Source organism: Synechococcus sp. H55.2 (genome assembly GCF_047462495.1).
Lineage (GTDB): Bacteria > Cyanobacteriota > Cyanobacteriia > Thermostichales > Thermostichaceae > Thermostichus.
Window position 1 is genome coordinate 19,607 of sequence record NZ_JANSJH010000009.1, and the last position, 23,029, is coordinate 42,635.

The 23,029-nt window shown below is 60.0% G+C and carries 16 protein-coding genes; 7 read left to right on the forward strand and 9 right to left on the reverse strand.

From position 1 onward, the window contains the following. Window positions 1-14 precede the first annotated feature (14 nt). Together psbV2 and psbV are read right to left on the reverse strand one after the other, a co-directional pair. On the reverse strand, window positions 15-539 hold the full coding sequence (gene psbV2, locus NW844_RS02315; RefSeq protein WP_414333126.1) for a photosystem II cytochrome PsbV2: 525 nt from the start codon (window positions 537-539) through the stop codon (window positions 15-17). Further along, the gene (gene psbV / locus NW844_RS02320) at window positions 539-1,081 is read right to left on the reverse strand and encodes a photosystem II cytochrome c-550 (protein ID WP_414333127.1); all 543 of its coding nucleotides are present in this window, start codon (window positions 1,079-1,081) and stop codon (window positions 539-541) included. Before psbV ends, psbV2 begins: the two co-directional genes overlap by 1 nt. Before the next feature lie 306 nt (window positions 1,082-1,387). On the opposite strand from psbV, the gene NW844_RS02325 reads away from it, so the two are divergent. Further along, window positions 1,388-2,275, forward strand: a complete 888-nt coding sequence (locus NW844_RS02325) for a hypothetical protein (protein ID WP_414333128.1) — start codon at window positions 1,388-1,390, stop codon at window positions 2,273-2,275. Window positions 2,276-2,305: 30 nt separating this feature from the next. Here NW844_RS02325 and NW844_RS02330 read toward each other — a convergent pair whose 3' ends face one another. Together NW844_RS02330 and NW844_RS02335 are read right to left on the reverse strand one after the other, a co-directional pair. Next, window positions 2,306-3,610, reverse strand: a complete 1,305-nt coding sequence (locus NW844_RS02330; RefSeq protein ID WP_414333129.1) for a hypothetical protein — start codon at window positions 3,608-3,610, stop codon at window positions 2,306-2,308. A 49-nt stretch (window positions 3,611-3,659) separates the two neighbouring features. Continuing rightward, window positions 3,660-5,522 (reverse strand): M61 family metallopeptidase, encoded by a 1,863-nt coding sequence (locus NW844_RS02335; RefSeq protein ID WP_414333130.1) that lies wholly within the window; start codon window positions 5,520-5,522, stop codon window positions 3,660-3,662. 289 nt (window positions 5,523-5,811) lie between these two features. Between NW844_RS02335 and ntcA the strand changes: the two genes are divergently transcribed. Together ntcA and eno are read left to right on the forward strand one after the other, a co-directional pair. Next, window positions 5,812-6,486, forward strand: coding sequence for a global nitrogen regulator NtcA (gene ntcA / locus NW844_RS02340; protein WP_414333132.1), 675 nt, complete (start codon window positions 5,812-5,814; stop codon window positions 6,484-6,486). 190 nt (window positions 6,487-6,676) lie between these two features. Continuing rightward, complete coding sequence (eno, locus tag NW844_RS02345; RefSeq protein WP_414333134.1) at window positions 6,677-7,960, forward strand: phosphopyruvate hydratase; 1,284 nt, start codon at window positions 6,677-6,679, stop codon at window positions 7,958-7,960. Here eno and NW844_RS02350 read toward each other — a convergent pair. Next, window positions 7,947-10,013: a prolyl oligopeptidase family serine peptidase gene (locus NW844_RS02350; RefSeq protein ID WP_414333136.1), complete on the reverse strand. Its 2,067-nt coding sequence runs from the start codon at window positions 10,011-10,013 to the stop codon at window positions 7,947-7,949. The two genes, eno and NW844_RS02350, sit on opposite strands and share 14 nt — an antisense overlap. 134 nt (window positions 10,014-10,147) lie before the next feature. Between NW844_RS02350 and treZ the strand changes: the two genes are divergently transcribed. Further along, a complete protein-coding gene (gene treZ / locus NW844_RS02355) occupies window positions 10,148-11,989 on the forward strand; it encodes a malto-oligosyltrehalose trehalohydrolase (protein WP_414333138.1) in 1,842 nt (613 codons plus the stop codon). Here treZ and NW844_RS02360 read toward each other — a convergent pair. Continuing rightward, the gene (locus NW844_RS02360; protein WP_414333140.1) at window positions 11,962-13,491 is read right to left on the reverse strand and encodes an FAD-binding oxidoreductase; all 1,530 of its coding nucleotides are present in this window, start codon (window positions 13,489-13,491) and stop codon (window positions 11,962-11,964) included. The two genes, treZ and NW844_RS02360, sit on opposite strands and share 28 nt — an antisense overlap. A 34-nt stretch (window positions 13,492-13,525) precedes the next feature. Continuing rightward, window positions 13,526-14,854: a four-carbon acid sugar kinase family protein gene (locus tag NW844_RS02365; protein ID WP_414333142.1), complete on the reverse strand. Its 1,329-nt coding sequence runs from the start codon at window positions 14,852-14,854 to the stop codon at window positions 13,526-13,528. Window positions 14,855-15,109: 255 nt separating this feature from the next. On the opposite strand from NW844_RS02365, the gene phoU reads away from it, so the two are divergent. From phoU to clpB, 3 genes are all read left to right on the forward strand, one after another. Next, window positions 15,110-15,751 carry a phosphate signaling complex protein PhoU gene (gene phoU / locus NW844_RS02370; RefSeq protein ID WP_414333153.1) on the forward strand — a complete coding sequence of 214 codons (642 nt, stop codon included), beginning with the start codon at window positions 15,110-15,112 and terminating at the stop codon, window positions 15,749-15,751. 173 nt (window positions 15,752-15,924) lie between these two features. Then, the gene (locus tag NW844_RS02375; protein ID WP_414333144.1) at window positions 15,925-18,099 is read left to right on the forward strand and encodes a ribonuclease R family protein; all 2,175 of its coding nucleotides are present in this window, start codon (window positions 15,925-15,927) and stop codon (window positions 18,097-18,099) included. A 173-nt stretch (window positions 18,100-18,272) separates the two neighbouring features. Next, complete coding sequence (clpB, locus tag NW844_RS02380; RefSeq protein WP_414333146.1) at window positions 18,273-20,915, forward strand: ATP-dependent chaperone ClpB; 2,643 nt, start codon at window positions 18,273-18,275, stop codon at window positions 20,913-20,915. Between the two features lie 5 nt (window positions 20,916-20,920). On the opposite strand, the gene NW844_RS02385 is transcribed toward clpB, so the two are convergent. Both NW844_RS02385 and NW844_RS02390 read right to left on the reverse strand, forming a co-directional pair. Then, window positions 20,921-21,322 carry a SaoD/DsrE family protein gene (locus tag NW844_RS02385; RefSeq protein WP_414333147.1) on the reverse strand — a complete coding sequence of 134 codons (402 nt, stop codon included), beginning with the start codon at window positions 21,320-21,322 and terminating at the stop codon, window positions 20,921-20,923. A 378-nt stretch (window positions 21,323-21,700) separates the two neighbouring features. Next, window positions 21,701-23,029, reverse strand: a 1,329-nt coding sequence (locus tag NW844_RS02390; RefSeq protein WP_414333149.1) for a dihydroorotase, incomplete at its 5' end; no start/stop codon positions are given.

Here is a 23,029-nt window from a genome sequence, read left to right on the forward strand (position 1 = left end):
TCAGTTGGCAACCCTCAACCGACATCGATCAACTCATGGGATCCCCAGCCGGGGGCAACCTGAGCCGCTCTGAGAATAAAGGCAGCCAGATTTTTCAGGGCTTCGTCGTCCATCCAGGAAGGGGGCACGGGGCGGCATCCATAGCTGAAATCCGAGCCATCGTAGCTGCGGGGATCCCTCTGATACTCCACCAAAGCTTGAATCGTATCTCGGGGTGGGGTGGCACCGCGCAAGTCCTTCAAGGAGAGGGAAATGTTGGGAGCTGGCAGGGTGGAGCCGCCCACATGGCAGTTCAAGCAGGCGGACTGAAAACGATTTTTGCCATCCGTGAGCTGCTCTGGAGTGAAGGTGAGGGTGCGCCCTGTGGCGTCTAGAGGTAATTCCACCGGGCCGCTCACCCGCAAATACTGGTTCACGTAGGGGTCAATGCGGGCCGCCACCGGGCTGGCCAGCCCCAGCACAGCCAGGATCCCGACCCAGATCCAGAGGCGGGACGGGATCCGACAACCCATAAGCAACTTCCGAACCAGACGCAGCATCAGAGGTAGGCCGACAGGTCGCTGTGGCTTTCGCTTTTGGTGCCGCCCCAGCCGGGGGAGGTTTTGGCTTGCACCAAAATATAGCCGGCAATCAACTTCAGATCCTCATCGGTGAGGTTGCGCAGGCGAGGATACTCGCTCAGAAGCTGAGTGTTGGGATGATACTCAACCAGGGATTCGGCCCCGTCATAGGTGACCGGGTTTTTGATGTAATCCACAATCGCCAGCACATTATCCCGTGGAGGAGTTGCCCCCTCCAGATCCGAAAGCTTCAGGCTCACATCTGGGTTGGGATAGGTCTGGCCCCCCACATGGCACTGGGCACAGGCTTTGTTAAAAAGTTGCTTGCCTCGGGCTAACTGTGCTTCGGTAAAGGTAATGGACTCAGTGGGCGACAGAGCCACCGCAGGAATATCCTTGGCCGCGAACGCTGGAGCCAGTCCCCAGCTCAGCCCAGCCATCAAGGCAGCCAAGAACAGGACAAACAACCGATGACGCCCTGGCAGCAGCACCTTCTGAAAAGAAAAAGCTTTGCTAAACATGGTTCTCCTTAGATCAGCTAGTCAAGAGGAGAGGTCGGCTCCACTCCAGCCACAAACCCGACAACAGGATCAAGAATAGACCATTGAGAGATCATTTGCAGACGAGATCCGGGATCCGCATCGGTTCCGCTTGCCCTGGCTGTTAAGCTTGATCGCGGAGCTAGGGCCTGTTGGAGCTGACTGTGTTGCAGCCTGGTCGAGGGGTGGGGAGCTGAGCGGGTAATATAGAGCTTGGCTTGCTTGCCCGGCAGCTTAGAGCAGGAGATCTCGCCAGACTCCGTCCCAGGTTTTCGCAGGATTGCCCCCATGTCCTCTGTCCGATTTCAGCCGTTGCGGGTGGCTTTCACCTGTGCGGATCCCAGCCAAGTCCAAATGCCCGTTGCCGAGTTGCTGGCAGCGTTGCCGGCCTCGCCGCTTCTGACCTACACTGACCCGGAAGCAGCGGACTTGCGGGTAGAGATGCTGCCCGATGCCATCTACCACTTCTATCGGCGGGGGGAAGAAGTGGCTCTGGCCGCCTTTCGGATCCCGGTAAAAAAGCCACAGGCCCTGCCCCGCAAGCTGGTGCGGCTGCTGGAGCACGTGGCTGCTTTTGGCAACCTCCTCAACCTGCAACCTGCCACCGATGCTTTGAGCAGCGTCCTAGAGGTGGAGTTTCTCCAACTGGAAACGCCGGCAAGCAGCTCTGCCCCTGCCGAAGTGAGCCCCCTGCCGCGGGATCCCCAGGGACAGGTGCAAATCCAGGCAGGCCGCAACCTCGCCATCGCCCTGCGCAACAGAGCCCCCACCCCCGTGCACGTCTATGTGGTGGTCTTTGACGAGCGGCGCTACAGCGTGGATTTGGTTTACCCCTATCAACCGGATCTGCCCGCTCGTTTGCGCCCCAGCGAGAGCCTGCTGATCGGCTCTGGGCCCCGCTACCTGCTCCAGATGCAACTGCCCGAAGGCGCAGATATGGCGGTGGATCGCTTCAAAATCTGGGTCAGCAGTACCAGTATGCAGCCGGGCATCATGGCGATGCCCCCCCTAGGACAAAGACTGGAACCCCCCTCTGAGGATCCCTATGGGGCCGGATCCCGGCTGGATCGGGAAGTTCGGCTGGCCATTTTGGGCAAGGCGGGCAGCACGCCCATGCCGGCTTTTGCCGAGGATCCCTGGTGGTGTGTGGAGCAGGCTGTCAAAATTGTGGCTTGAGCTAATGCGCTTGGGTGCCTTTCAGATTTCTCAAAGATGACTTTTTAGGATCCCCTCAAAGGTAGCCTCAACCTCATCAACGCTGATGACTGATAAATGATAGAGGGAAGATAGACTGGTTTTTACATCTTGGCTAACATCGGTTAAAACCATGAAAACTTGGTTTTTCTGGAGACCGAGGTCAGAAGCAATCTTGGAGTACTTCTGTACTTTGTCTTGGTACTCGCCTGTCTTTGATTCCACCCAGTAGAATTGATCGTTAATATGAAAGAAAAGATCCATTTCAAAATCAGCTCCATTCGGCAAAGTAACTTGAGCATTTGTTATGTAAGAGAAATCAATCTTTTCAGCTTGACTTGCAGCAAGGCAGATCAGCTTATCCCTAACGTATCTCTCTAGCCATTTTCCTGAGAGAAAATTTAGTGCTTGGGACGACCTACTGGGTCTTGCTACCAACAGATACCTGGGTGCCTTAAAGTATCTGTACTCTTCTAAAAATGCGATTCCATGTAACTCTTTGGCAACCTGGCAAGTTGAGCTGATTACTTGTTGAGGCTCGTCTTTAAGGTTTATTGAGAAAGAGTTTCCGCTATTCATATTTGATTTAATCATTCCATAGAATCTTTTAATCAAAGAATATCGATTGCCCATAAAGGCAGCTATTTGATCTAATTTTTCCTCTTTTTCTTTCACATCTATGCTTTTGATTTTTATGTTTTTTGAGCTTAAGAATGATTCTATCTTTGATACGTCGACCTCTAATATACCGGCGGCAGCGATCTCCTCTTTATCTCTCGGTACATCGTCTGTTAGCCTAGGCTCTGGTGTTTCATGACTGGCAACCTGCTCATTCTGAGAGCTCTGATCTGTAGTTTGAGATATCTCTAATCTGGGAGAACTTTGGATAGCAATCTGTAGTCGCTGATAAATATCTTTAGTTTCTTTCACTAAGTTTTCCAGGATGGCTCGCTGATCGTTTAGCTGCTCATTATGTTCGGAAAACTTTACAGATATAGCCTGCAGAAGATCTCTACTCCAACTTTGCAGCAAATCTTGGTGACTATCTACAAGACGAGATCTAAGCCCTTTGAGATCGGCTTGAGTAGCCTGTAACTTCCGAGAAATCTCGTCTGCCAATCCTTCGACCAGTTTGGTTAAGGTTTTGTTGGCGTTGTTGAGTTCTTGGCTGTGTTGCCTTAAGTGTGAAGATATCTCTCTAATGATCTCTTGTTTCCAGATTTCCGGTCTAGGACTGACCTTGTAATGGCGAGCAACGTAAACACCCAATGAGAAACCAACAGCCACCCCAATTAATAAAACCAAAACGAAGTCCATTAGATTCGCTCCTGACCCCTGTTGTTACTTCTCGTTTAAGTTAACTAGGTTACTCGCTTGTTTCAAGATTCTCAGGCGAGGTGAGCGAATTTTCAAGAAGAGGCGTATCTTGTCCCGAAGAGCCGAGCAGGGATCCCAGCCAGCCCTGCTGGAGCGCTTTCTGGGTGGGAGTGAGTTGCGGCAACGCTTCGAGGGTGTAAACATCCGGGCGGGGTGGATCCAAGGGGATCCAGAAGTGTTTCAACTGATCGCCTTGGAAGACGCTCAGGCAGATGACCTGGTGGGGCTGGTAGGCCGCCAAGCGTTCTGGCAAGTTGGCAGCGCTTACCCGGAAGCCATCCAAGGCCACCAGCTCGTCGCCGGCCCAGATGCCTGCTTTTTGGGCCGGGGATCCCATCTCCACTGTGCTGATGCGGTTGCCTTCGCCGTTGAAGTTCAGGCCCAGATAGGGGGAAGGGTCAGGGCGGCTGAAGTGGGCCTTGAGGGTGAGGCCAAAAGGGTGTAGGTGAGCGTTGTAGTCCAGCTCTTCCGTACCTTCCACATAGGCGGCGAAAAAGCGGCCAAGATCGGCGCCGGCTGCCCGCTCAAAGGCTTCCCGCAAGTCTTGGTGGGTGTAGCCTTTCTCAAACCGGCCAAAGCGCTGCCACAAATCCTGCATGGCCGTGTCCAGGGATCCCTGGCCCCCCGAAAGGTGGCGAATGTGCAGATCCAGCAGCCAGCAGACCAAAGCGCCCTTGAGGTAATAGGAAACCTGGCTGTTGAGGCTATTTTCGTGGGGACGGTAGAGTTTGATCCAGGTGTCGAAACTGGATTCCCGCAGCGATTGCACGGCCCGACCCGGAGTACGCTGCAGCCGGCCAATTTGCTCGGCCAGGATCTGCAAAAAATCTTTGGCGCTGAGGATCCCTGCCCGCAGCAAGATGACATTTTCGTAGTAGCTGGTTGCCCCCTCGCAAAACCAGAGGCAGTCCACGTAATTTTCTTGGTTGTAGTCAATTTTCTCCAAAGCCAGAGGGCGCAGCCGCTTGACGTTCCAAGCATGGAAAAGCTCGTGGGCCAGCAGAGCCAAAAAGCGGCGATAGGACTGGGGCCGACGCAGCTCCAGGCCAGAATAGTTGAGGGTGGTGCTGTACTTGTGCTCTAGGCCGCCAAATCCCCCTGGCGACAAATGCACAATAAACCAGTAGCGGTCGTAGGGCAGCCCGCCAAAAAACGCCGCAGTGGCCCGGACAATTTTCTCGGCATCGGCCACCGCTTGCTCCAAATCCAGGGTGCCTGCTCCCCAGACCACGAAGTAATGCGGGATCCCTTCCACTGCAAACGACCGCAACTGGTGCAGGCCCACCTCCACCGGACTATCCACCAGCTCGTCGTAGTCTGCCGCCACAAAAGACTGGCCGGAAGCAGGATCCTCAGAAGAAGAAATCAAAGGTCGCAAACTGGTGGCGATGCGCCAATCAGGCTTGGGAGGGATCACCGTCAAGGTGTAGGGTTCCCGCTCGCGACCGGGCACATAGAAAAAGAGCGCCGCCCCGTTGAAGTAGGCGTGGGTGAGATCCAAATGGTTGGTGCGCACCGTCAGCTCATAGGCATAGACCCGATAGCGAACCTTCACAGCCGAACAGCCCGGCGGCTCGATCTCCCAAGTGTTCTTATCTACCTTCCGCCAGGCCAAAGGGATCCCTTGCTCCGTTGCCGCCTGAAACTCTTGCACATGGCGGGCATATTCCCGCACCAGGTAGGATCCCGGCGTCCACACCGGCAGCCGCAGTCGCAGAGGCACTTCTGGATCCACCTCTTGGATCTGTAGTTCCACCTCCAGCAGATGCTTGGCCGGCTCCGGCATCCGCACTGTGAAATGCTGGCGGCTCAGTTGAGAAGGTGCAGCAACAACAGCCTCCGGGATCCCCATAGGATTTTCCAGTCCACCACTTGCTTCCTACCACCCAGAGCTGGCAAGGCCCCAGTGACAATAGCCCTTATCCTACCCTTGGCTTGGGATCCCTTTGTGGAACAGAAACGAGACCTAAAAACGTAGCCCATGCTACAAAGATGCCTAGGCAGAACCCTCTACCTTAGGGTAAACCCGGCTATTGTTGCCGATTCTGGAGTCGATAGGGTTGCAACTCGGCCCAATGCTTCTAAATTGATCTTACATGGATTGATCTTAGGTATAAACTGACCTCAAAAGGTTGATGAGTATGGTGGTGGCCGTCGCAGAAAAATCTCTGATCACAGCCTTCAAGCAACTGGGAGGCCCTCACCATCCTCCGGTTATCGAAACGTTTGAACGTGGTAAGACCATCTTTTTCCCTGGGGATCCGGCGGAGCGGGTTTACTTTTTGGTGAAAGGAGCTGTCAAGCTCTCGCGGGTCTACGAAATGGGGGAAGAAATTACCGTTGCTCTTCTGCGGGAAAACAGCATCTTCGGGGTGCTCTCCTTCATCACGGGGCAGCGCTCCGACCGCTTCTATCACGCGGTGGCCTTTACGCCTGCTGAGTTGCTCTCTCTGCCGATTGAGCAGGTGGAAAAATCCCTGCGGGAGAACGCCGAACTGGCCATGTTGCTGCTCAAGAGCTTGTCTTCCCGCATTTTGCAAACGGAGATGATGATCGAGACGCTGGCTCACCGCGATATGGGATCCCGTCTGGTTAGCTTTTTGCTGATCCTCTGCCGCGATTTCGGGGTGCCTGGCCCGGATGGGGTCACCATTGATCTCAAGCTGTCTCACCAGGCCATTGCCGAAGCCATTGGCTCGACCCGCGTCACCATCACCCGTCTGTTGGGAGAGCTGCGCAAGAAGAAGTACATTTCCATTTACAAGAAGAAGATCACTGTACACGACCCGATGCGGCTGAGCCACCGCTTTGTCTAGAGGGGATGGGGCCTAAACTCTGCCCCCCAAACCAGCCAATGCTCAACTCACCCCTGCAGCTCCGCAGAATCTTTGGGTTCTCTCTCTTAAAGTTTTCTGGAAGCTGACGGGATCCCGGTCAAGGATCTATTAGCCTGTGGGGGGATCTGGCTTTGGCCAGAGCTGTCTAGCCAATTGCTGAGGTGTAACTGTGGAAACGGCCATCGAGTGGATTACCGCCCATGAGATCCTCGACTCGCGAGGACGCCCCACCCTAGAAGCCCTGGTGGGCCTGGCCAACGGAGCAACGGGCTTGGCGCAGGTGCCCAGCGGCGCTTCGACCGGTACCTTTGAGGCCCACGAGCTGCGGGACGGGGATCCCAAGCGCTATGGAGGTAAGGGCGTGCTGAGGGCGGTGGAAAACATTCTTGGCCCCATCCAGTCGGAGCTGCGGGGAGAAGATGCCCTCAACCAAGCCCGCATCGACCAGTTGCTGATCGACCTGGACGGCACCCCCAACAAGTCCCGCCTGGGGGCCAACGCCATTTTGGCAGTTTCTCTGGCGACGGCCAAAGCGGCGGCGGAAGCGGTGGGCCTGCCTCTTTACAAATATCTGGGCGGGCCTTTTGCCAACTTGCTGCCGGTGCCGTTGATGAACGTGCTCAACGGCGGTGCCCACGCCGACAACAACGTGGACATCCAGGAGTTTATGCTGGTGCCCATTGGTGCGGCCAGCTTTCGCGAGGCGCTGCGCTACGGGGCCGAGGTGTTTGCGGTGCTGAAGACGGTGCTACAGCAGAAGGGGCTGTCCACCGGGGTGGGGGACGAAGGCGGATTTGCCCCCGATCTCCCCTCCAATGCGGCAGCTTTGGATCTGTTGCTGACGGCCATCGAACAGGCAGGCTACAGGCCGGGGGAAGATATCGCCTTGGCCCTGGACGTGGCCGCCAACGAGCTGCTGCAGGATGGGCAGTACCACTTCGAGGGCCAAGCCCGTAGCGCCGAGCAAATGGTCAATTACTACGAGCAACTGCTGGCCAACTATCCCATCCTTTCCGTTGAAGATGGACTGGCGGAGGAAGACTGGGCCGGCTGGCAGGCCCTCACCACTCAACTGGGATCGCGGGTGCAACTGGTAGGGGACGACCTGTTCGTCACCAACCCAGCCCGGCTGCAGAAAGGCATCGACAGCGGCGCCGCCAACGCCATCTTGATCAAGCTCAACCAGATTGGCACGCTGACGGAGACGGTCTCGGCCATGCACCTGGCTAGCCAGGCAGGTTTTCGCTCTGTGATCAGCCACCGCTCCGGTGAGACAGAAGACACCACCATCGCCGACCTGGCGGTGGCCACCCGCGCCGGCCAGATCAAAACCGGATCCCTCTGCCGCAGCGAGCGCATTGCCAAATACAACCAACTGTTGCGCATCGAAGACGAGCTGGGGGAAGCGGCAGTCTATGCCGGCCGGGTGGGCCTGGGCCCTAAAGCTCGCTAACTCCCGTTCCATCCCTCCCCAGCACCTGCACCAAAAAGGCCCAGCGGTCGGCGGTCTCTTCAATGAGCTTGGTGGTGGGCTTGCCGGCCCCGTGGCCGGCTTTGGTGTCGATGCGAATGAGGATGGGCTGGGATCCCCCCTGTGCCGCCTGCAGGGCAGCAGCAAACTTGAAGCTGTGGGCCGGCACCACCCGGTCGTCGTGATCTGCTGTGGTGATCAGGGTGGCGGGATAGGCGGTGCCGGGCTTGAGGTTGTGCAGGGGGGAATAGGCGTAGAGGGCCTTGAATTCCTCCGGGTCTTCCGGGGATCCGTACTCCGAGACCCAGGCCCAGCCGATGGTGAACTTATGAAAGCGCAGCATGTCGAACACCCCCACAGCGGGCAGGGCCGCGGCAAACAGCTCCGGCCTTTGGGTCAGGCAGGCCCCCACCAAGAGGCCGCCGTTGCTGCCGCCGGCGATGGCCAGCTTCGAGGGGTTGGTGTAGCCATGGGCCATCAGCCACTCAGCCGCGGCGATGAAGTCGTCGAAGACCTTTTGCTTGTTGAGCTTGGTGCCCGCCTGGTGCCAGGCTTCCCCATATTCGCCGCCGCCGCGCAAATTGGGCTGGGCGTAAACTCCCCCCATCTCCAGCCAGGCCACCAGGCCCACCGAGAAGCTGGGGGTCAGAGAGATGCCGAAGCCGCCGTAGCCGTACAGCAAGGTGGGGTGATCCCCTGTCCGCGCTAGGCCACGGCGGTGGACAAGGAACATGGGAATGCGGGTGCCGTCTTTGCTGGCGTAGAACACCTGCTGCACCTCATAGGCGTGGGGATCGAAATCCACCTGCGGTTGGCGAAAGAGGGTGCTCCTGCCAGTGGTGAAGTCGTAGCGGTAGATGGTGGGCGGGGTGGTGAAGCTGGTGAAGGTGTAGAAGGTCTCAGTGTCGTAGCGCTTGCCGCCAAAGCCGCTGGCGGATCCCAGCCCCGGCAGAGGGATCTCCCCCTGGTAGGTGCCGTCTAAAGCAAAGGTCTTGATCTGGGTGTGGGCGTCTTTGAGGTAGAAGGCAACAAATTGATTGTGGATGAGGCTAACCCCCTGCAGGGTCTCCTCAGCCTCAGGGATCACCTCTTGCAGGTGCCCTGGGTTGTCGAGATCAAGGGCCACCAGTCGCCGCCGCGGAGCCTGGAAGTCCGTCAGCAGCCAAAAGCGGGAGCCGTCGTTGCCGACAAAGCTGTACTCGGCCTGGAACTCGCAAATGAGCTCCACCACCGGCGAGTTGGGATCCCGTAGGTCTTTGTAGAAGAGGAGGTTTTTGGGATCCGTGCCCCGCCAGACGGAGATGATCAGGTAGTTGCCATCTTCGGTAACCCCGCCAGCAAAGCCCCACTCTTTTTGGTCGGGGCGGTGATAGATCAAGACATCTTCCGACTGGGGGGTGCCGAGGCGGTGGTAGTAGAGCTTTTGGAAGTAGTTGGCGCTTTCGTACTCGCTGCCGGGGGGCGGCTCGTCGTAGCGGCTGTAGAAAAATCCCTGCCCATCCCGTGTCCAGCTGGCCCCAGAGAACTTAATCCAGCGCAGGTGATCCGGCAGGTCTTCTCCAGTTTCGATGTCCCGCACCTTCCACTCCTGCCAGTCGGAGCCGGAGCGGGAGAGGCCATAGGCCAGGTAGCGCCCGTCGCGGCTGATGGCAATGCCTGAGAGGGCCACGGTGCCGTCTTGTGAGAGGGTGTTGGGATCCAGCAAAACCCGGGCTTCGCCCTCCAGGCTTTCTTGGGTATAGAGAACGCTCTGGTTTTGCAGGCCGTCGTTTTTGAAGTAGAAGTAGCGGCCGCCCTCTTTGAAGGGCTGGCTGTATTTTTCGTAGTTCCAAAGTTGGGTCAGGCGCTCCAGGAGCCGCTGCCGCGCCGGGATCCGCTGCAGATAGTCAAAAGTTAGCCGGTTTTGCGCCTCGATCCAGGCCCGCGTCTGCTCAGAATCCAGATCCTCCAGCCAGCGATAGGGATCCGGCACCGGCTGCCCATGGTAGACATCGACAACGGTGGGATCCGGATGGCTGGGCGGGTAGTTAAACATAGGGACGGAGCAGCGAAAGGCCAATTCCACTATGGCAGAGGGAAGAGTCGGCAACCCACCCCAAGACCTGAGCCTCGAATGTCTGGGGGAGCAAGCCTCGCTATAGTGGAAGCCGAGTTGTGCAGGTGGGTTTCGTGCTTCAGGGTTCCCCTTCCTCTCAGCGTTCCCAGGTCGAACGGATTGGCGCCTATCCCTGCGGCCAGGGCCACTACCGCTTCTCGGTGTGGGCGCCCTTGGTCGAACACGTGGAGCTAAAAGTCATTAGCCCCGTCCAACAGGTCATCCCTCTGGCCCAAGATGGGCAAGGCTACTGGCAGGGTGAAGTGGAGGGGATCCCACCGGGGCCGGTGGACTACCTCTACCGCCTGCACACCTCAGCGGGGGTGGTGGAGCGGCCGGATCCCGCTTCCCGCTGCCAGCCCCGCGGCGTCCATGGCCCTTCGCGGGTGGTGGATCCCCACTTCGACTGGCAGGATCAAGCCTGGAAGGGGATCCCGCTCTCCCAGTGGATCCTCTACGAGCTGCATGTAGGCACCTTTACCCCGGAGGGCACCTTTGCCGCCCTGATCCCCCGCCTGCCGCAACTGGTGGAGCTGGGGGTCAACGTGCTGGAGCTCATGCCGGTGGCCCAGTTTCCGGGGGAGCGCAACTGGGGCTATGACGGCGTCTATCCCTATGCCGTGCAGGTCAGCTATGGAGGAGCAGCGGGCCTGAAGGCGCTGGTCAATGCCTGCCACCAGCAGGGCCTGGCGGTTGTTTTGGACGTGGTCTACAACCACCTGGGGCCGGAGGGGAACTACCTGCGGAACTTTGGCCCCTACTTCACCGACAAGTACCGCACCCCTTGGGGGGAGGCCCTCAACTTCGACGACCGCTATTCCGACGGCGTGCGGGAGTTTTTCCTGCAAAATGCCGAATACTGGCTAGAGGAGTTTCACCTGGACGGCCTGCGGCTGGACGCCGTGCATGCCATCTACGACTTCAGCGCCCACCCCTTTTTGCAGGAATTGGCAGAGCGGGTGGAGGCCCTGGAGGCGCGCACAGGCTGGCCCAGGGTTCTGGTAGCCGAAAGCGACCTCAACGACGTCCGCCTCATCACCCCCCGCGAGCAAGGGGGCTACGGCCTAGATGCCCAGTGGTGCGACGACTTCCATCACTCGGTTCACACCCTGCTTACCGGGGAAAAGACAGGCTACTACCAAGACTTCGGCCAATTGGAGCACCTGGCCAAGTCCTACCGCGAGAGCTACGTCTATTCTGGGCAGTACTCCCGCTACCGGGCCCGCCGCCACGGCAATTCCGCTCTCGCCAGGCCGGGCTCCCAGTTTGTAATCTGCATCCAAAACCACGACCAAGTGGGCAACCGCAGGCTGGGAGAGCGCCTCAGCCAGCTCACTTCCCTAGAGGGCCTGAAGTTGGCCGCCGCCGTCCTGCTGCTGGCTCCCATGCTGCCGCTGCTGTTTATGGGGGAAGAATATGGGGAGGTGGCCCCGTTTCTCTACTTCATTAGCCACGGGGATCCCGACCTGGTGGAAGCGGTGCGGCAGGGACGGCGCCGCGAGTTCAGCGCCTTTGCCTGGCAAGGGGAGGTGCCGGACCCGCAAGCGGAAGAGACCTTCTTGCGCTCCAAGCTCAACTGGGAGCTGGGCACTGCTGGCCACCACCAGGTCTTGCGGCGGTGGTACCAAACCCTCATTCACCTGCGCAAGACCCTGCCGCCGCTGCAAAACCTGGAGCGGAGTTCGGTGGGGGTGGAGCTGTTTGCTCCAAGCGGCCTGGCCCTGCACCGCCAGCAGGGATCCCAAGCCGTTCTGGCCCTGTTTAACTTCAGCTCCGACCAAGCAGCCACCTACGCCCAATGGCCCAACGGCCGGTGGGAGAAGCTTCTAGATAGCGGCGACCAGAGATCCTCGGCAAAAAACCAAGGGGATCCCGTTGAGGTGCCGCCCTATGGAGTGGTGGTGTACGGCCAGTGATCCCGACCGCAGCCGTAGCGCCAGGCCTCGCGCCGCCGGTTCCAGAAGTAGTCTTGCGGGGCCCCTTCCAGGCGGTCGGCTAGCCTTTGCAAGAGCTCGTAGAGGCCGAGGGCGCCAAAGTGGCCCGCCCAGGCCACCAGCTCCGGCAACCCCAACCGGGGCAAAAGCGCGGCCACCAGGGCTGGATCTTGCCTCATCACCCCCCACAGTGCCTGGGCCAAGCCGCCAAACTGCACCACATCCTGCAAAAAGAGCTGCACCACCTGGGGGCCGGCGGCAACCATGGCCTCAAACACTCTGCTCAACAGGCGGTTAATGCTGTTGGGATCCCAGTTTTTCTCTCCCAAAGGAGGGATCATCGCCTTCTGAAAAAGCCAGGTTACCGCCAAATTAGGCTGGTAGGGCTGCAGCAGGGCCAGGGCCGCCTGCTCCAACTGCCGCTGCACCAGCGCCTCGTGGATCCCCTGCTGCAGGCGATCCAGATGGCGCAACATCGCCCCAAAGCCGCCAAAGCTCAAAGGCGACTGGCTGCCGCTGCTGTCGCCAACCGCCAAGAGGCGATCCCAAGGCAGTTGCAGCGGGCTGCGGCGGTAGGCGGGGAAAACACCACACAGCTTGCGCAGCCAGCGGATCTGGGCCAACTCGGCCCCCTGGTAGGCAGGGAGCAGCCGGCAGTAGTCCTGCCAAAGCCTCTCCAGACTGGGTCGGCGGGGATCCCGGTCGCAGTAGGTAAAGAGATAGGTGGTGCGGCCATCGCGGGCGGGGAAGGCCTCCCAAAAGGGCTGGTAGCCCTCCTGGGCGGGGGTAAAGCTGTAGAACAGATCCCCAGTGGGTTGCTCCGGCAGCCCCTGGGCGCAGGATCCCACCACCAGACAGACGCTGTCCGGCGGCTGCCCTTGACGGGCCTGGGCCAAGATGGGGGAGCGGTGCCCCATGGCATCCAGCAGCAGTTGGGCGCTGAGCTGGCCGGTGGTGGTTTGGATGCGGATCCCATCGGGGTGGACCGTGGCGCCCAGAAACCCGGTTTGCTCCCGCACCTGGCCCCCCCAGGCCAGAAAATGCTGCTTGAGGAACTCCAGCAAGCTGACCGGATCCACGCCCACGTTCAGCACCCCTTCCACCCACCAGGTGGGGCCCTCCCCAAAGCCAATGCGCCCCCTGGGGTAGTGGGTCACCTGCACCGCCTCCCACTCTGTCGAGGTGAGCAACTCCAGCTCTAACAACACCTGCAGCTCCTGCCGGGAGGTGTTCCACTCCTGCTCCCGCCCCCGCAGGCTCCCCCGCTCGATGAGGATCACCCGCCAGCCCCGCTGGGCCAAAGCCGCTCCCAAGAGGATCCCCAGGGTGCCGCCGGCAATCACCACATCGGCATCCCGGCTGCCCAGGCGCTCAGAACAGCGGTGCACCACCGCCGCGGGCAACGCCGTCTGCCCCTGGCGCAGGGATCCCCACCAGGCCTCCGAGGCGGGCAGAGCTTCAGGCGAAGAGATGAGTTCAGCCATGGCGGGAAGAACCGACAGAAGCGTTCCCTCTAGGCTAGACCAGCCCGCGGCTGTGGAGGCGACGGTGGATCAAAGCCAGCGTATCCACCTCGCCCACGTTGCCCGGAAACAGCACCACCGGCAAGTTGGGAAAGCGGGGGTGATCCGCCGGCGTGAGCACCATGGAGACCCCTGGGTAGATCTGCCCCAGCAGCCGCACTGCCGGCAGGTTGAGGCCGAGGCTGAGGGTGTCGTTGGAGGTGATGCCGCCCTTGCTGACCAGGTAGCCCATCCCCTCCGGCAGCCCCTGCACAATGGCCATCAACAAACGAGAAACCCTCTGCCCAAAGGCCAGGCGTGCCTCTGGGGTGGCACCGTCGAACCTCACTTCTTCTCGGCTGGTGTAGACCACCGGCGTCAGGCCCTGCTCGTAGGCGCGCTGGACTTGGCTCAAGATGGCCGGCAGCAGCTCCGCTTCCCGCCCCGGTTCCAACAGGCGCTTCACCTCCACTTCAATGCCCTGGATCCCTGGCTCCTGCAACAGGCGGGCCAACTGCTGGCTGGACTTTTGCACATGGGATCCCACGATCACCACCCCTGGCCGGTCGGAGCGGACAAACTGCCCCATTTGCTCTGGCGGAACCGGCTGCGGCGGCAACTGGGCTAGAGCCGTCAAGAGGCTGGCGGCGCTGCGAAACAAAAAGCGCTTCCCCTGCTCCAGAGCCGCCCAAACATCCTGGGCAAAACGATCCAGATCCGCTTGGGTTTCTCCATCCACCACACAGCAGACATTCCCCTCTAGACCCAAAAGCTGCTCCAAACAGCCGGCGCGGATCTGCTCCAGCGTCAATCGCACCACCTGCTCAGCCTGGATCCGCCCCTGGGTTTTTTCCTGCACATAGTCGGGCAAATAGCTGTGGTGGTAGCCGAACACCGCATCGCGGGCAAACTCCGTTTCATGCACGGGCACCCAGCGGCCCTCCACCCGCAGGTAGTGGACGCTGTCGCGGGTGATGCGCCCTCCCTCAAAAAAAGCCGGCACCAGAAAATGGGCATCAAAAGGCCCCAGCTCCGCCGCCATGACATCGGTTTCCAAGGGGTAGTGCCCGCGCAGCGTCGAGTCGGAGCGGCTGACAAAGAGGGCCCGCTCCCACCCCAGCTCCCCCATGGCCTGCTTGAGGGCCCGGCAGACCGACCGTGTCACCTCGGCAGCCTTGGCCGGCGGCAGGGATCGCGTGTTGGTGAGAATGAAGCGAATTGGCGAGCCATCCTGCAGGCCCAGCTTGAGCGTTTCCGCATCCCAGCGGGTCAGCAGCAGGCAACTGTGCACGGTCTGGGATCCGGTGGGATCATCATCCAGCACGACAATGGGGGGACGAGTCATCGGAGTATCTCAATCCAGAACGACAGCATAGCCCCAAGCCTCCAGGCGGAGACAACCTCGCAACACCCCACCCGCTTGCACCCCCTCCTTATCATCCTCTCCCAAATTGGCCGCTCCCTCGATCCCCATCCTGTTTTTTCTCTTGATTCGAGAGAAGTTTGCCATGATTGAGATCTACCGGTGCAATCGACTGGCTTCGGGGGCCGCCAACAGTGGCAGCCACTCCCTCCCACCTACATCCATGGGGAAAAAGCCATGGGGCAAGCTGAGCTGCAACTTCAGATCAAGCGGATTCAGCAGGACGTGCTGCGCATGGGGGCGCTGGTGGAAAAATCGGTGGTCTTGGCCCAGCAGGCCCTGTTTGAACAGAACTTGGCCGCTGCCGAACAGGCCATCTCCCAAGACAAGCAAATTGACCGTTTTTATCGTCAAATCGAGAAAGATTGTATTAGCTTGATCGCCTTGCGCTCGCCGGTGGCACAAGATCTGCGCTGGATCAGCGCCCTGATGCAACTGGTGCGGGATCTGGAGCGGATTGGCGACTACGCCAAAGACTTGGCCGAAGTGGCCTTGCGCTTGGCTTTCTACCCGCCGCCGCCGGAGCTGAGGCACATTCGCGTGATGATGCAGCGCTGCCAGAAAATGCTCAGCCATAGCCTGGCGGCCCTGACGGAGTTGGATGCCGAGCTGGGCCGACAACTGAAGCGGGAAGACGACGCCGTTGATGAAGACTACACCAACCTTTACAATACGTTGGCGCAACAGTCGGACATCAGGGGATCGATCGAGCCTATCCTGTTGATGTTGCTGGCGATCCGCTACCTAGAACGTCTGGCCGACCACAGCACCAACATCGGTCAGCGGGTGGCTTTTATCGTCACCGGCCACCGAGATTAACGCCAACGGGTTGAGTCTTGCCCTGTCTTAACCCCCCTTCTTCCCTCCTCCTTTCCCTGACACCCAAAATGGACTTCTCTCGGATTTTTCAGCATTTTCTCTCTCAGGAACAATGGACCGACAAAGACACACTTCTTGCTCTCTTGCCATCCCCTGATCCAGAAGCGCAGGAAATGCTTGAGATTGCCCTCGATGGTCTGGTGCGGGCAGGGTTTCTCGAACGCACAGGGGATCCGCCTCGCTATCGGCGTAGGCCGGATGAATCCCTGGTGGTGGGGCGCTTGCGCTGTTCCAGCAAGGGCTTTTGCTTCGCCATCCGGGATGAGCCGGGGGCGGAGGATGTGTACATCCACGGCAGCAACCTCAGCGGCGCTTGGAACGGCGACCAAGTGATAGCCCGGATCACCAAAGAGGGCAATCGCCGCCGCAGCCCGGAGGGAGAGGTGGTGGCCGTCATGGAGCGGGCCAACCCTACACTGGTGGGCCGCCTCAAACAGACGGAACAGGACTTTCGGGTGGTGCCTTTGGATGACCGGCTGCTGTTCGAGCTGGCCTTGACGGAGGGATCCCCTGCCGAGCTGGCGGAAGGTCGGGTGGCCTATGTGGAAGTGGAGCGCTATCCGCTGGGAGATTTGCCCCCCGTGGGCACGATTCGCAAGATCTTGGGCGACGGCCCGGAGGCCTCCATCGATGCAGATCTGGTTTGTTGCAAGTACGACCTGCCGCAGGAGTTTCCCCCGGCGGTGCTAGAAGCCGCGGCCGCCCTGCCCAAAAAGCTGAGCCGCTCCGACCAAAAGGGCCGTCGCGATCTGCGCGATTGGTTTTGCATCACTTTAGAACCCTTGGATCTGCAGCACCCCCACGGCCTCGAGCCCAACGTGGCCGTCTCCCTGCAGCGGCAGGAAGAGGACAACTGGCTGCTGGGGATCCACATTGCCGACGTGGCCCACTGGCTGGATCCTGAGCATCCTCTGGAGCAAGAAGCTCAGCAGCGGACGGCCACCGTTTACCTCGACACGAGGGTGTTGCCTCTTTTTCCGCCGGAAGTGCACAGCCGCCTGGCTCTGTTGCCGCAGCAGGAGCGCTTGGCCTATTCGTTGCTGTTAACCATCGACCCAGAGGGGGTGGTACAAAGCTTCGAGATCCATCCCAGCCTGGTGCAGTCGCGGGCTCACCTCTCCTATGGCCAGGTGCAGGCCCTCTTGGCCACCGCTGCGGATCTGGGCCCTGAGGAGGAGGTGCCAGAATTGATGGCCCTGCTGCAAAACCTGCTCCGCCTCAGCCAAATCCTGCGGGTCAAACGTCACCAAGCGGGCGGCTTTGACCTGCCCCTGTTGGATTTGCTCACCCCCCACTCCGCTGACGAGAGCGGCTACGGCCCCCTTTTGATCAGCGATCGCCTCGGCGCCCACGCTCTGATGACCGAGGTGCTGCTGCTGGCCAACCAAACCTTGGGCCACCATTTGCGCCAATTGGGGATCCCTTCCTTGGCCCGCGTGCAGTCCGCCCCCACTGCCGAGGCCCTGCAGAACTTTTTGCGCCTGGCCAACGCCATGAAGCTGGATCTGAATTTGCAGGATCCAGAAGCCGTGACCTTGGCCGATTGGCAGCGGATCTGTGTCCGCATCACCGCCCCCGATGTGTTGGCCGCAGGGACTAGCCCAGCCTTGGTGGCCCAGTTGTTGGCCACTTTGCCCCCCGTCGAGTATTGCCTGCAGCCTCTGCAGGAGCCCCTCGGCCATTTTGGCTTGGGCCTTAAAGAACCCTACGCCACCTTTACGGCCCCTTTACGCCGCTATGCCGATTTGCTGAATTTGCGTGCTTTGCACCTGGCCTTGAGCAAAGGACGGGATCGCCGCAGCCCGCGCTCCAAAACCGTGGTGGATCTGCACGGCCCCGGCGGCTACGGCCAGATCGACTGGCAGGTGTTGCCACCCAAGCTGCAGGAGGAATGGCAGGCCTTTCTCCAGGCGCAACTGCCCAAAATCCAGGAGGGGCACCGGATCCGGCAGCACGCAGAACGGGAGCTGATGGGCCTGAAGCGCTCTGAGTTCATGCAAAAACATCTGGGGGAGGTGTTCCCCGGCCTGATCATCGGCGTCCAGAACTACGGCTTTTTTGTGCAGGTGGATCCCATCTTGGCGGAAGGGTTGGTGCGGGTCAGCACCCTGAAAAACGATTGGTACGAGTACCGCAGCCGCCAGCAGGCCCTGGTAGGGCGCAAGAGCCGGCGCCAGTTCCGTCTGGGGGATCGAGTGGAAGTGCAGATTAAAAACGTCGATTACTACCGCCAGCAAATTGATTTGGCAGTGATCGGCGAGGGCCGCCCCTGCGAAGAAGAGGAATAAGGCGGGGATCCCTCCATCGATCGAGGGCAAAGGGGGCGGTTGTTGCGAACTCTGGCGCGGCCAAAATGGGCGATACCTGAATTATCAGGATCCCTTTTCCCAAGCGGGGGCCGAGATGGCCGCTTCCCCTGCTGTCTTCCTATACACTGTAGTAAAAAACCTGCTGAACTTCTATGCAGCCCACCAATCCCAACCAATTTACCGAGAAAGCCTGGAGCGCCATTGTCCAATCCCAGGATGTAGCCCGGCGGCACCAGCAGCAGCAACTGGAAACCGAGCATTTGCTCATCTCCCTTCTCGATCAAGAAGGGGGTCTCACCCAGACCATTTTGCAGCGGGCCGGCCTCGATCCAAGGCTGGTGCGGGACAAGGTGGAAAGCTTTATCAACCAGCAGCCCAAGCTGGCGCGGGTGGATCAGCTCTACCTGGGCCGCGGCCTGGAGACCACGCTGGATCGGGCTGAAGAGTTTCGCAAAGAATACGAAGACGACTTCATTTCGGTAGAGCACTTGCTTTTGGGAGCCCTGGACGACGAGCGGGTGGGCAAGCGGGTTTTAGCACCCCTAGGTTTGACCGTCGAGCGCCTCAAACCCGTTATCCAACAAGTGCGGGGCAAACAGCGGGTTACCGACAAAAACCCTGAGTCCCGCTACGAGGCCCTGGAGCGCTATGGCCGCGACTTGACCAAGGCCGCCCGCGAAGGGAAGCTGGATCCGGTGATCGGGCGGGACGACGAGATCCGCCGCGTCGTTCAGGTGCTCTCCCGCCGCACCAAAAACAACCCGGTGCTCATCGGCGAACCCGGCGTGGGGAAAACCGCCATTGTCGAAGGTCTCGCTCAACGCATCAACCGGGGAGATGTGCCGGAGTCGTTGAAAAACCGGCGCGTCATTGCCCTAGATATGGGCTCCTTGATTGCTGGCGCCAAGTACCGCGGTGAGTTTGAAGACCGCCTCAAAGCTGTGCTCAAGGAGGTTACCGAATCGGAAGGGCAGATCATCCTCTTCATCGACGAGCTGCACACCGTGGTCGGGGCGGGGGCTGCCGAGGGGGCGATGGATGCCGGCAACCTGCTCAAGCCGATGCTGGCCCGGGGCGAATTGCGCTGCATTGGCGCCACCACCCTGGATGAGTACCGCAAACACATCGAAAAAGACGCCGCCCTGGAGCGCCGCTTCCAGCCGGTGTATGTGGATCAGCCCTCCGTAGAAGACACCATCTCCATCCTGCGCGGCCTCAAAGAGCGCTACGAGCTGCACCACGGGGTCAAGATCAGCGACTCGGCCTTGGTGGCGGCAGCCGTTCTCTCCAACCGCTACATCTCCGAGCGCTTTTTGCCCGACAAGGCCATCGACCTGGTGGACGAAGCGGCAGCCAAGCTCAAGATGGAGATTACCTCCAAGCCCGTTGAGCTGGACGAGATTGACCGGCGCATCATGCAACTGCAGATGGAGGAGCTCTCCCTCAAGAAGGAAGACGACCTCGCCTCCAAAGATCGCCTGGGCAAAATCGAGCAGGAGCTGGCCAACCTGATGGAGCGACAGCGGGAGCTCAATGCTCGTTGGCAGATGGAAAAAGAGGCCATCGAGCGGCTGCAAAACCTCAAAGCCGAGCGGGATGCCGTCAAGCTGCAGATTGAACAGGCAGAACAAAAATATGACCTCAACCGCGCTGCCGAGCTCAAATACGGCAAGCTGATGGAGCTGGAGCGGCAGATCCAAGAGCAGGAGGCCCACCTGGCCAAGCTGCAGGCCAACGGTGAGCCCTTGCTGCGGGAGCAGGTGACGCCCGAAGACATTGCCGAGATCGTCTCCCGCTGGACCGGGATCCCGGTCACCAGCTTGATGGAGTCGGAAAAGCAAAAGCTGCTGCGCCTGGAAGCCCACTTGCACCAGCGGGTGGTGGGCCAGGACGAAGCGGTAGCCGCCGTAGCCGCTGCCATTCGGCGGGCCCGGGCCGGCCTCAAGGATCCCAACCGACCCATCGGCTCGTTCCTGTTCATGGGGCCCACCGGCGTCGGGAAGACCGAGCTGGCTCGCGCCTTGGCGGAGTTCCTCTTCGATACCTCCGAAGCGATGGTGCGCATCGACATGTCCGAGTACATGGAGAAGCACTCTGTCTCCCGCTTGATTGGGGCTCCGCCGGGCTATGTGGGCTACGAAGAAGGGGGGCAGCTCTCGGAAGCGGTGCGGCGCCGTCCCTACTCGGTGGTGCTCTTTGACGAGGTGGAGAAAGCTCACCCCGATGTCTTCAACATCCTGCTGCAGGTGCTGGACGATGGCCGCATCACCGACTCCCAGGGGCGGACGGTGGACTTCAAGAACACCATCATCATCATGACCAGCAACATCGGCAGCGAGCTGATTCTGGAAATCGGGGGCGATGAGAGCCGCTACGAGGAGATGAAAACTCAGGTGCTGGCCATGCTGCGGCACCACTTCCGGCCGGAGTTCCTCAACCGCGTGGATGAACTCATCATCTTCCACGCCCTCACCAAAGCGCAGATTCGCCAGATCGTCAGCCTGCAGATGCGGCGGGTGGAGCAGTTGCTGGCGGATCAGCAGATTGAGATTGTCCTCACCGAAGAGGCCAAGGACTACCTGGCCGAGCTGGGCTACGATCCCGTGTTTGGGGCCCGACCCCTCAAGCGGGTCATCCAGCGGGAGATCGAAAACCCCATCGCCACCAAGCTGCTGGAAAACGAGTTCCTGCCCGGCGACCGCATCCTGGTGGATGTGGCCAACGAGCGGCTGGTCTTCCGCAAGATTGGCTCTCAGCCCAGCCAAGAGCCGCCTGCTGCTGTAGCCGTCAGCTAAGTTGGTTAGAGGCTAATTACCTGGTCAGGTGGGTTGTCTTTTAAGGCCGCGTAGAGGTCGGGAAAGCAGCCCACCTGTACGCCTTTGACCACATTCTTGGGAACACAATAGCCCGGCTCCTTGCGCCCCTGGCCCTTTGAGTCGCACCACTTGGGTTCCCCTTCCGCCAGGTTGCGCTCCAGGGCGCACAGGTCACACATCATCAGCAAAATCTTTTGCGCTTCGGCAATCTTGGCCAGGCGCTCGCCAATGGGATCCCCCTGCCGCAAGACAAAGCAGTTGTCGTCAAAAAAGAACATGCCCACCACTTCCACGCCGTGTACCCCCGCTTCTAGCTGCGGCAGGATCATCTGGCCCAGCTTGTAGGTGCCGCCGCGAGGAGTGATGAAGACGTAGGCAACTTTCATGGCCGCTCCTTAGGTGTTTTCCAACTTGATTATCATCGATTATCGCTTTCAAAGTAGCACAGCTTACTGAAAGGGCGTAAGACACTCCCCAAGCATTCCTCGCCACTATCCTCACCCCCAGCCCCTCTCCCAGCCCTCACCCCCAGCCCCTCTCCCAGAGGGAGAGGGGAGTTAGAGCGGCGCGTTCGCGACAGCGTTGCGTAGCAATAACGACGTAACGAACCGTTTCATTGCTATTTGAAATGACTATAAGACTATAAACTGAGATGGGATCTGGAGCTCTGCTCCTCTTGCCTAGGCAGGGAGAAGCCGAAGCAGCTCAGTGTTCAACCGCCATCTTGAAAGGTTTGAACAGGTGCAACCTCGAAGGGGATCCCCCTAGCGCCGAAAGGTTAGCGCCTGGCCGCGCACCGAGGGATCCACCTGACCGTTTTGAAAGGCGATCTGCCCGCCCACAATTGTGAGCAGCGGCCAGCCCACCAGCTCCCAGCCCTCAAACGGGCTCCAGCCGCATTTGGTGAGCAGCTCTTCCCGGCGCACCGGCTGAGGCGTGTGGCGATCCACCAATACCAGATCGGCATCGTAGCCCACCTGCAGCCGCCCCTTGTTGGGGATCCCGTAGAGGCGGGCCGGCGCCTCGCACATCCACTGCACCACCTGGCGCAGGGTACAGCGGCCCTGCTGGGCTGCGGTCAGCATCAGGGGCAAGGCCGTCTCCACACCGGGCATGCCAGAGGGGGAGTGGGGGTAGGGCTGGGCCTTTTCGGCCAGGGTGTGGGGGGCATGGTCGGTGGCGATGCAATCAAGGATGCCGTCGTGTAGCCCCTGCCAGAGCTGGTTCAGGTTAGCCGGATCCCGCAGCGGCGGGTTCATCTGGACGAGGGATCCCAGGCGGGCGTAGTCGGCGGTGCTGAGCAGCAGGTGCTGAGGGGTGACCTCGGCGCTAACCCAGGCGGGTTTGTGCCGGCGCAGCAGCTCCACCTCCAGGCCGGTGGAGAGGTGCAAAATGTGCAGGCGGTGGCGGTAGCGGGTGGCCAAGTCCAAAGCCCGTTGCGAGGCAATCAGCGCGGCTTCTTCATCCTGAATCAGGGAGTGAACCGCCACATCTGTACGTCCGGCAAAGAGGGCCCGCCGGGCTTGAATCCGCGAGTGATCTTCAGCGTGGACGGCGATAACAAAATTGGGATCCGTCTCGGCAAAGATCCGCTCTAATGCCGCTTGGTCATCCACCAGCAAGGGGCCATGCATGGATCCCATGAAGATCTTGATGCCGCAAGCCCCTTGCACCGTTTGCAGCTCTTTAAGGTTATCGGCGGTGGCCCCGATGAAAAAGCCGTAGTTGACCACGCACTTGCTGGCGGCCCGGGCCAACTTGTCATCCAGCGTTGCCTGGTCGATCGTCAGCGGATCCGTATTGGGCATCTCCAGAAAGCTGGTTACCCCACCGCGAGCGCAGGCCCAGGATCCCGTCTGTAGGTCTTCTTTGTGCTCCCGGCCCGGCTCGCGAAAGTGAACCTGGGGGTCGATCACCCCCGGCATGAGGGTATGGCCCTCCGCGTCGATAACCCTAGCCACCCCTTCTGCCGAGAGATTCTGGCCGATTTGGGCAATGCGCCCCTCCCGCACCAGCACATCTCCCAGCCAGGGATCCCCTTCCGGCACCAATAGCTCCGCATTGCGGATCAGCAGACTGTCAGACAAAGCGCC

Coding starts and splice junctions, on each gene's coding strand:
- ntcA (WP_414333132.1), top strand. CDS start 5,812: ATGGTGGTGGCCGTCGCAGAAAAATCTCTGATCACAGCCTTCAAGCAA.
- NW844_RS02360 (WP_414333140.1), bottom strand. CDS start 13,491: ATGGCTGAACTCATCTCTTCGCCTGAAGCTCTGCCCGCCTCGGAGGCC.
- NW844_RS02375 (WP_414333144.1), top strand. CDS start 15,925: ATGCTTGAGATTGCCCTCGATGGTCTGGTGCGGGCAGGGTTTCTCGAA.
- clpB (WP_414333146.1), top strand. CDS start 18,273: ATGCAGCCCACCAATCCCAACCAATTTACCGAGAAAGCCTGGAGCGCC.
- NW844_RS02385 (WP_414333147.1), bottom strand. CDS start 21,322: ATGAAAGTTGCCTACGTCTTCATCACTCCTCGCGGCGGCACCTACAAG.
- NW844_RS02365 (WP_414333142.1), bottom strand. CDS start 14,854: ATGACTCGTCCCCCCATTGTCGTGCTGGATGATGATCCCACCGGATCC.
- psbV (WP_414333127.1), bottom strand. CDS start 1,081: ATGTTTAGCAAAGCTTTTTCTTTTCAGAAGGTGCTGCTGCCAGGGCGT.
- psbV2 (WP_414333126.1), bottom strand. CDS start 539: ATGCTGCGTCTGGTTCGGAAGTTGCTTATGGGTTGTCGGATCCCGTCC.
- NW844_RS02335 (WP_414333130.1), bottom strand. CDS start 5,522: ATGGGGATCCCGGAGGCTGTTGTTGCTGCACCTTCTCAACTGAGCCGC.
- NW844_RS02350 (WP_414333136.1), bottom strand. CDS start 10,013: ATGTTTAACTACCCGCCCAGCCATCCGGATCCCACCGTTGTCGATGTC.
- NW844_RS02325 (WP_414333128.1), top strand. CDS start 1,388: ATGTCCTCTGTCCGATTTCAGCCGTTGCGGGTGGCTTTCACCTGTGCG.
- NW844_RS02330 (WP_414333129.1), bottom strand. CDS start 3,610: ATGGACTTCGTTTTGGTTTTATTAATTGGGGTGGCTGTTGGTTTCTCA.
- phoU (WP_414333153.1), top strand. CDS start 15,110: ATGGGGCAAGCTGAGCTGCAACTTCAGATCAAGCGGATTCAGCAGGAC.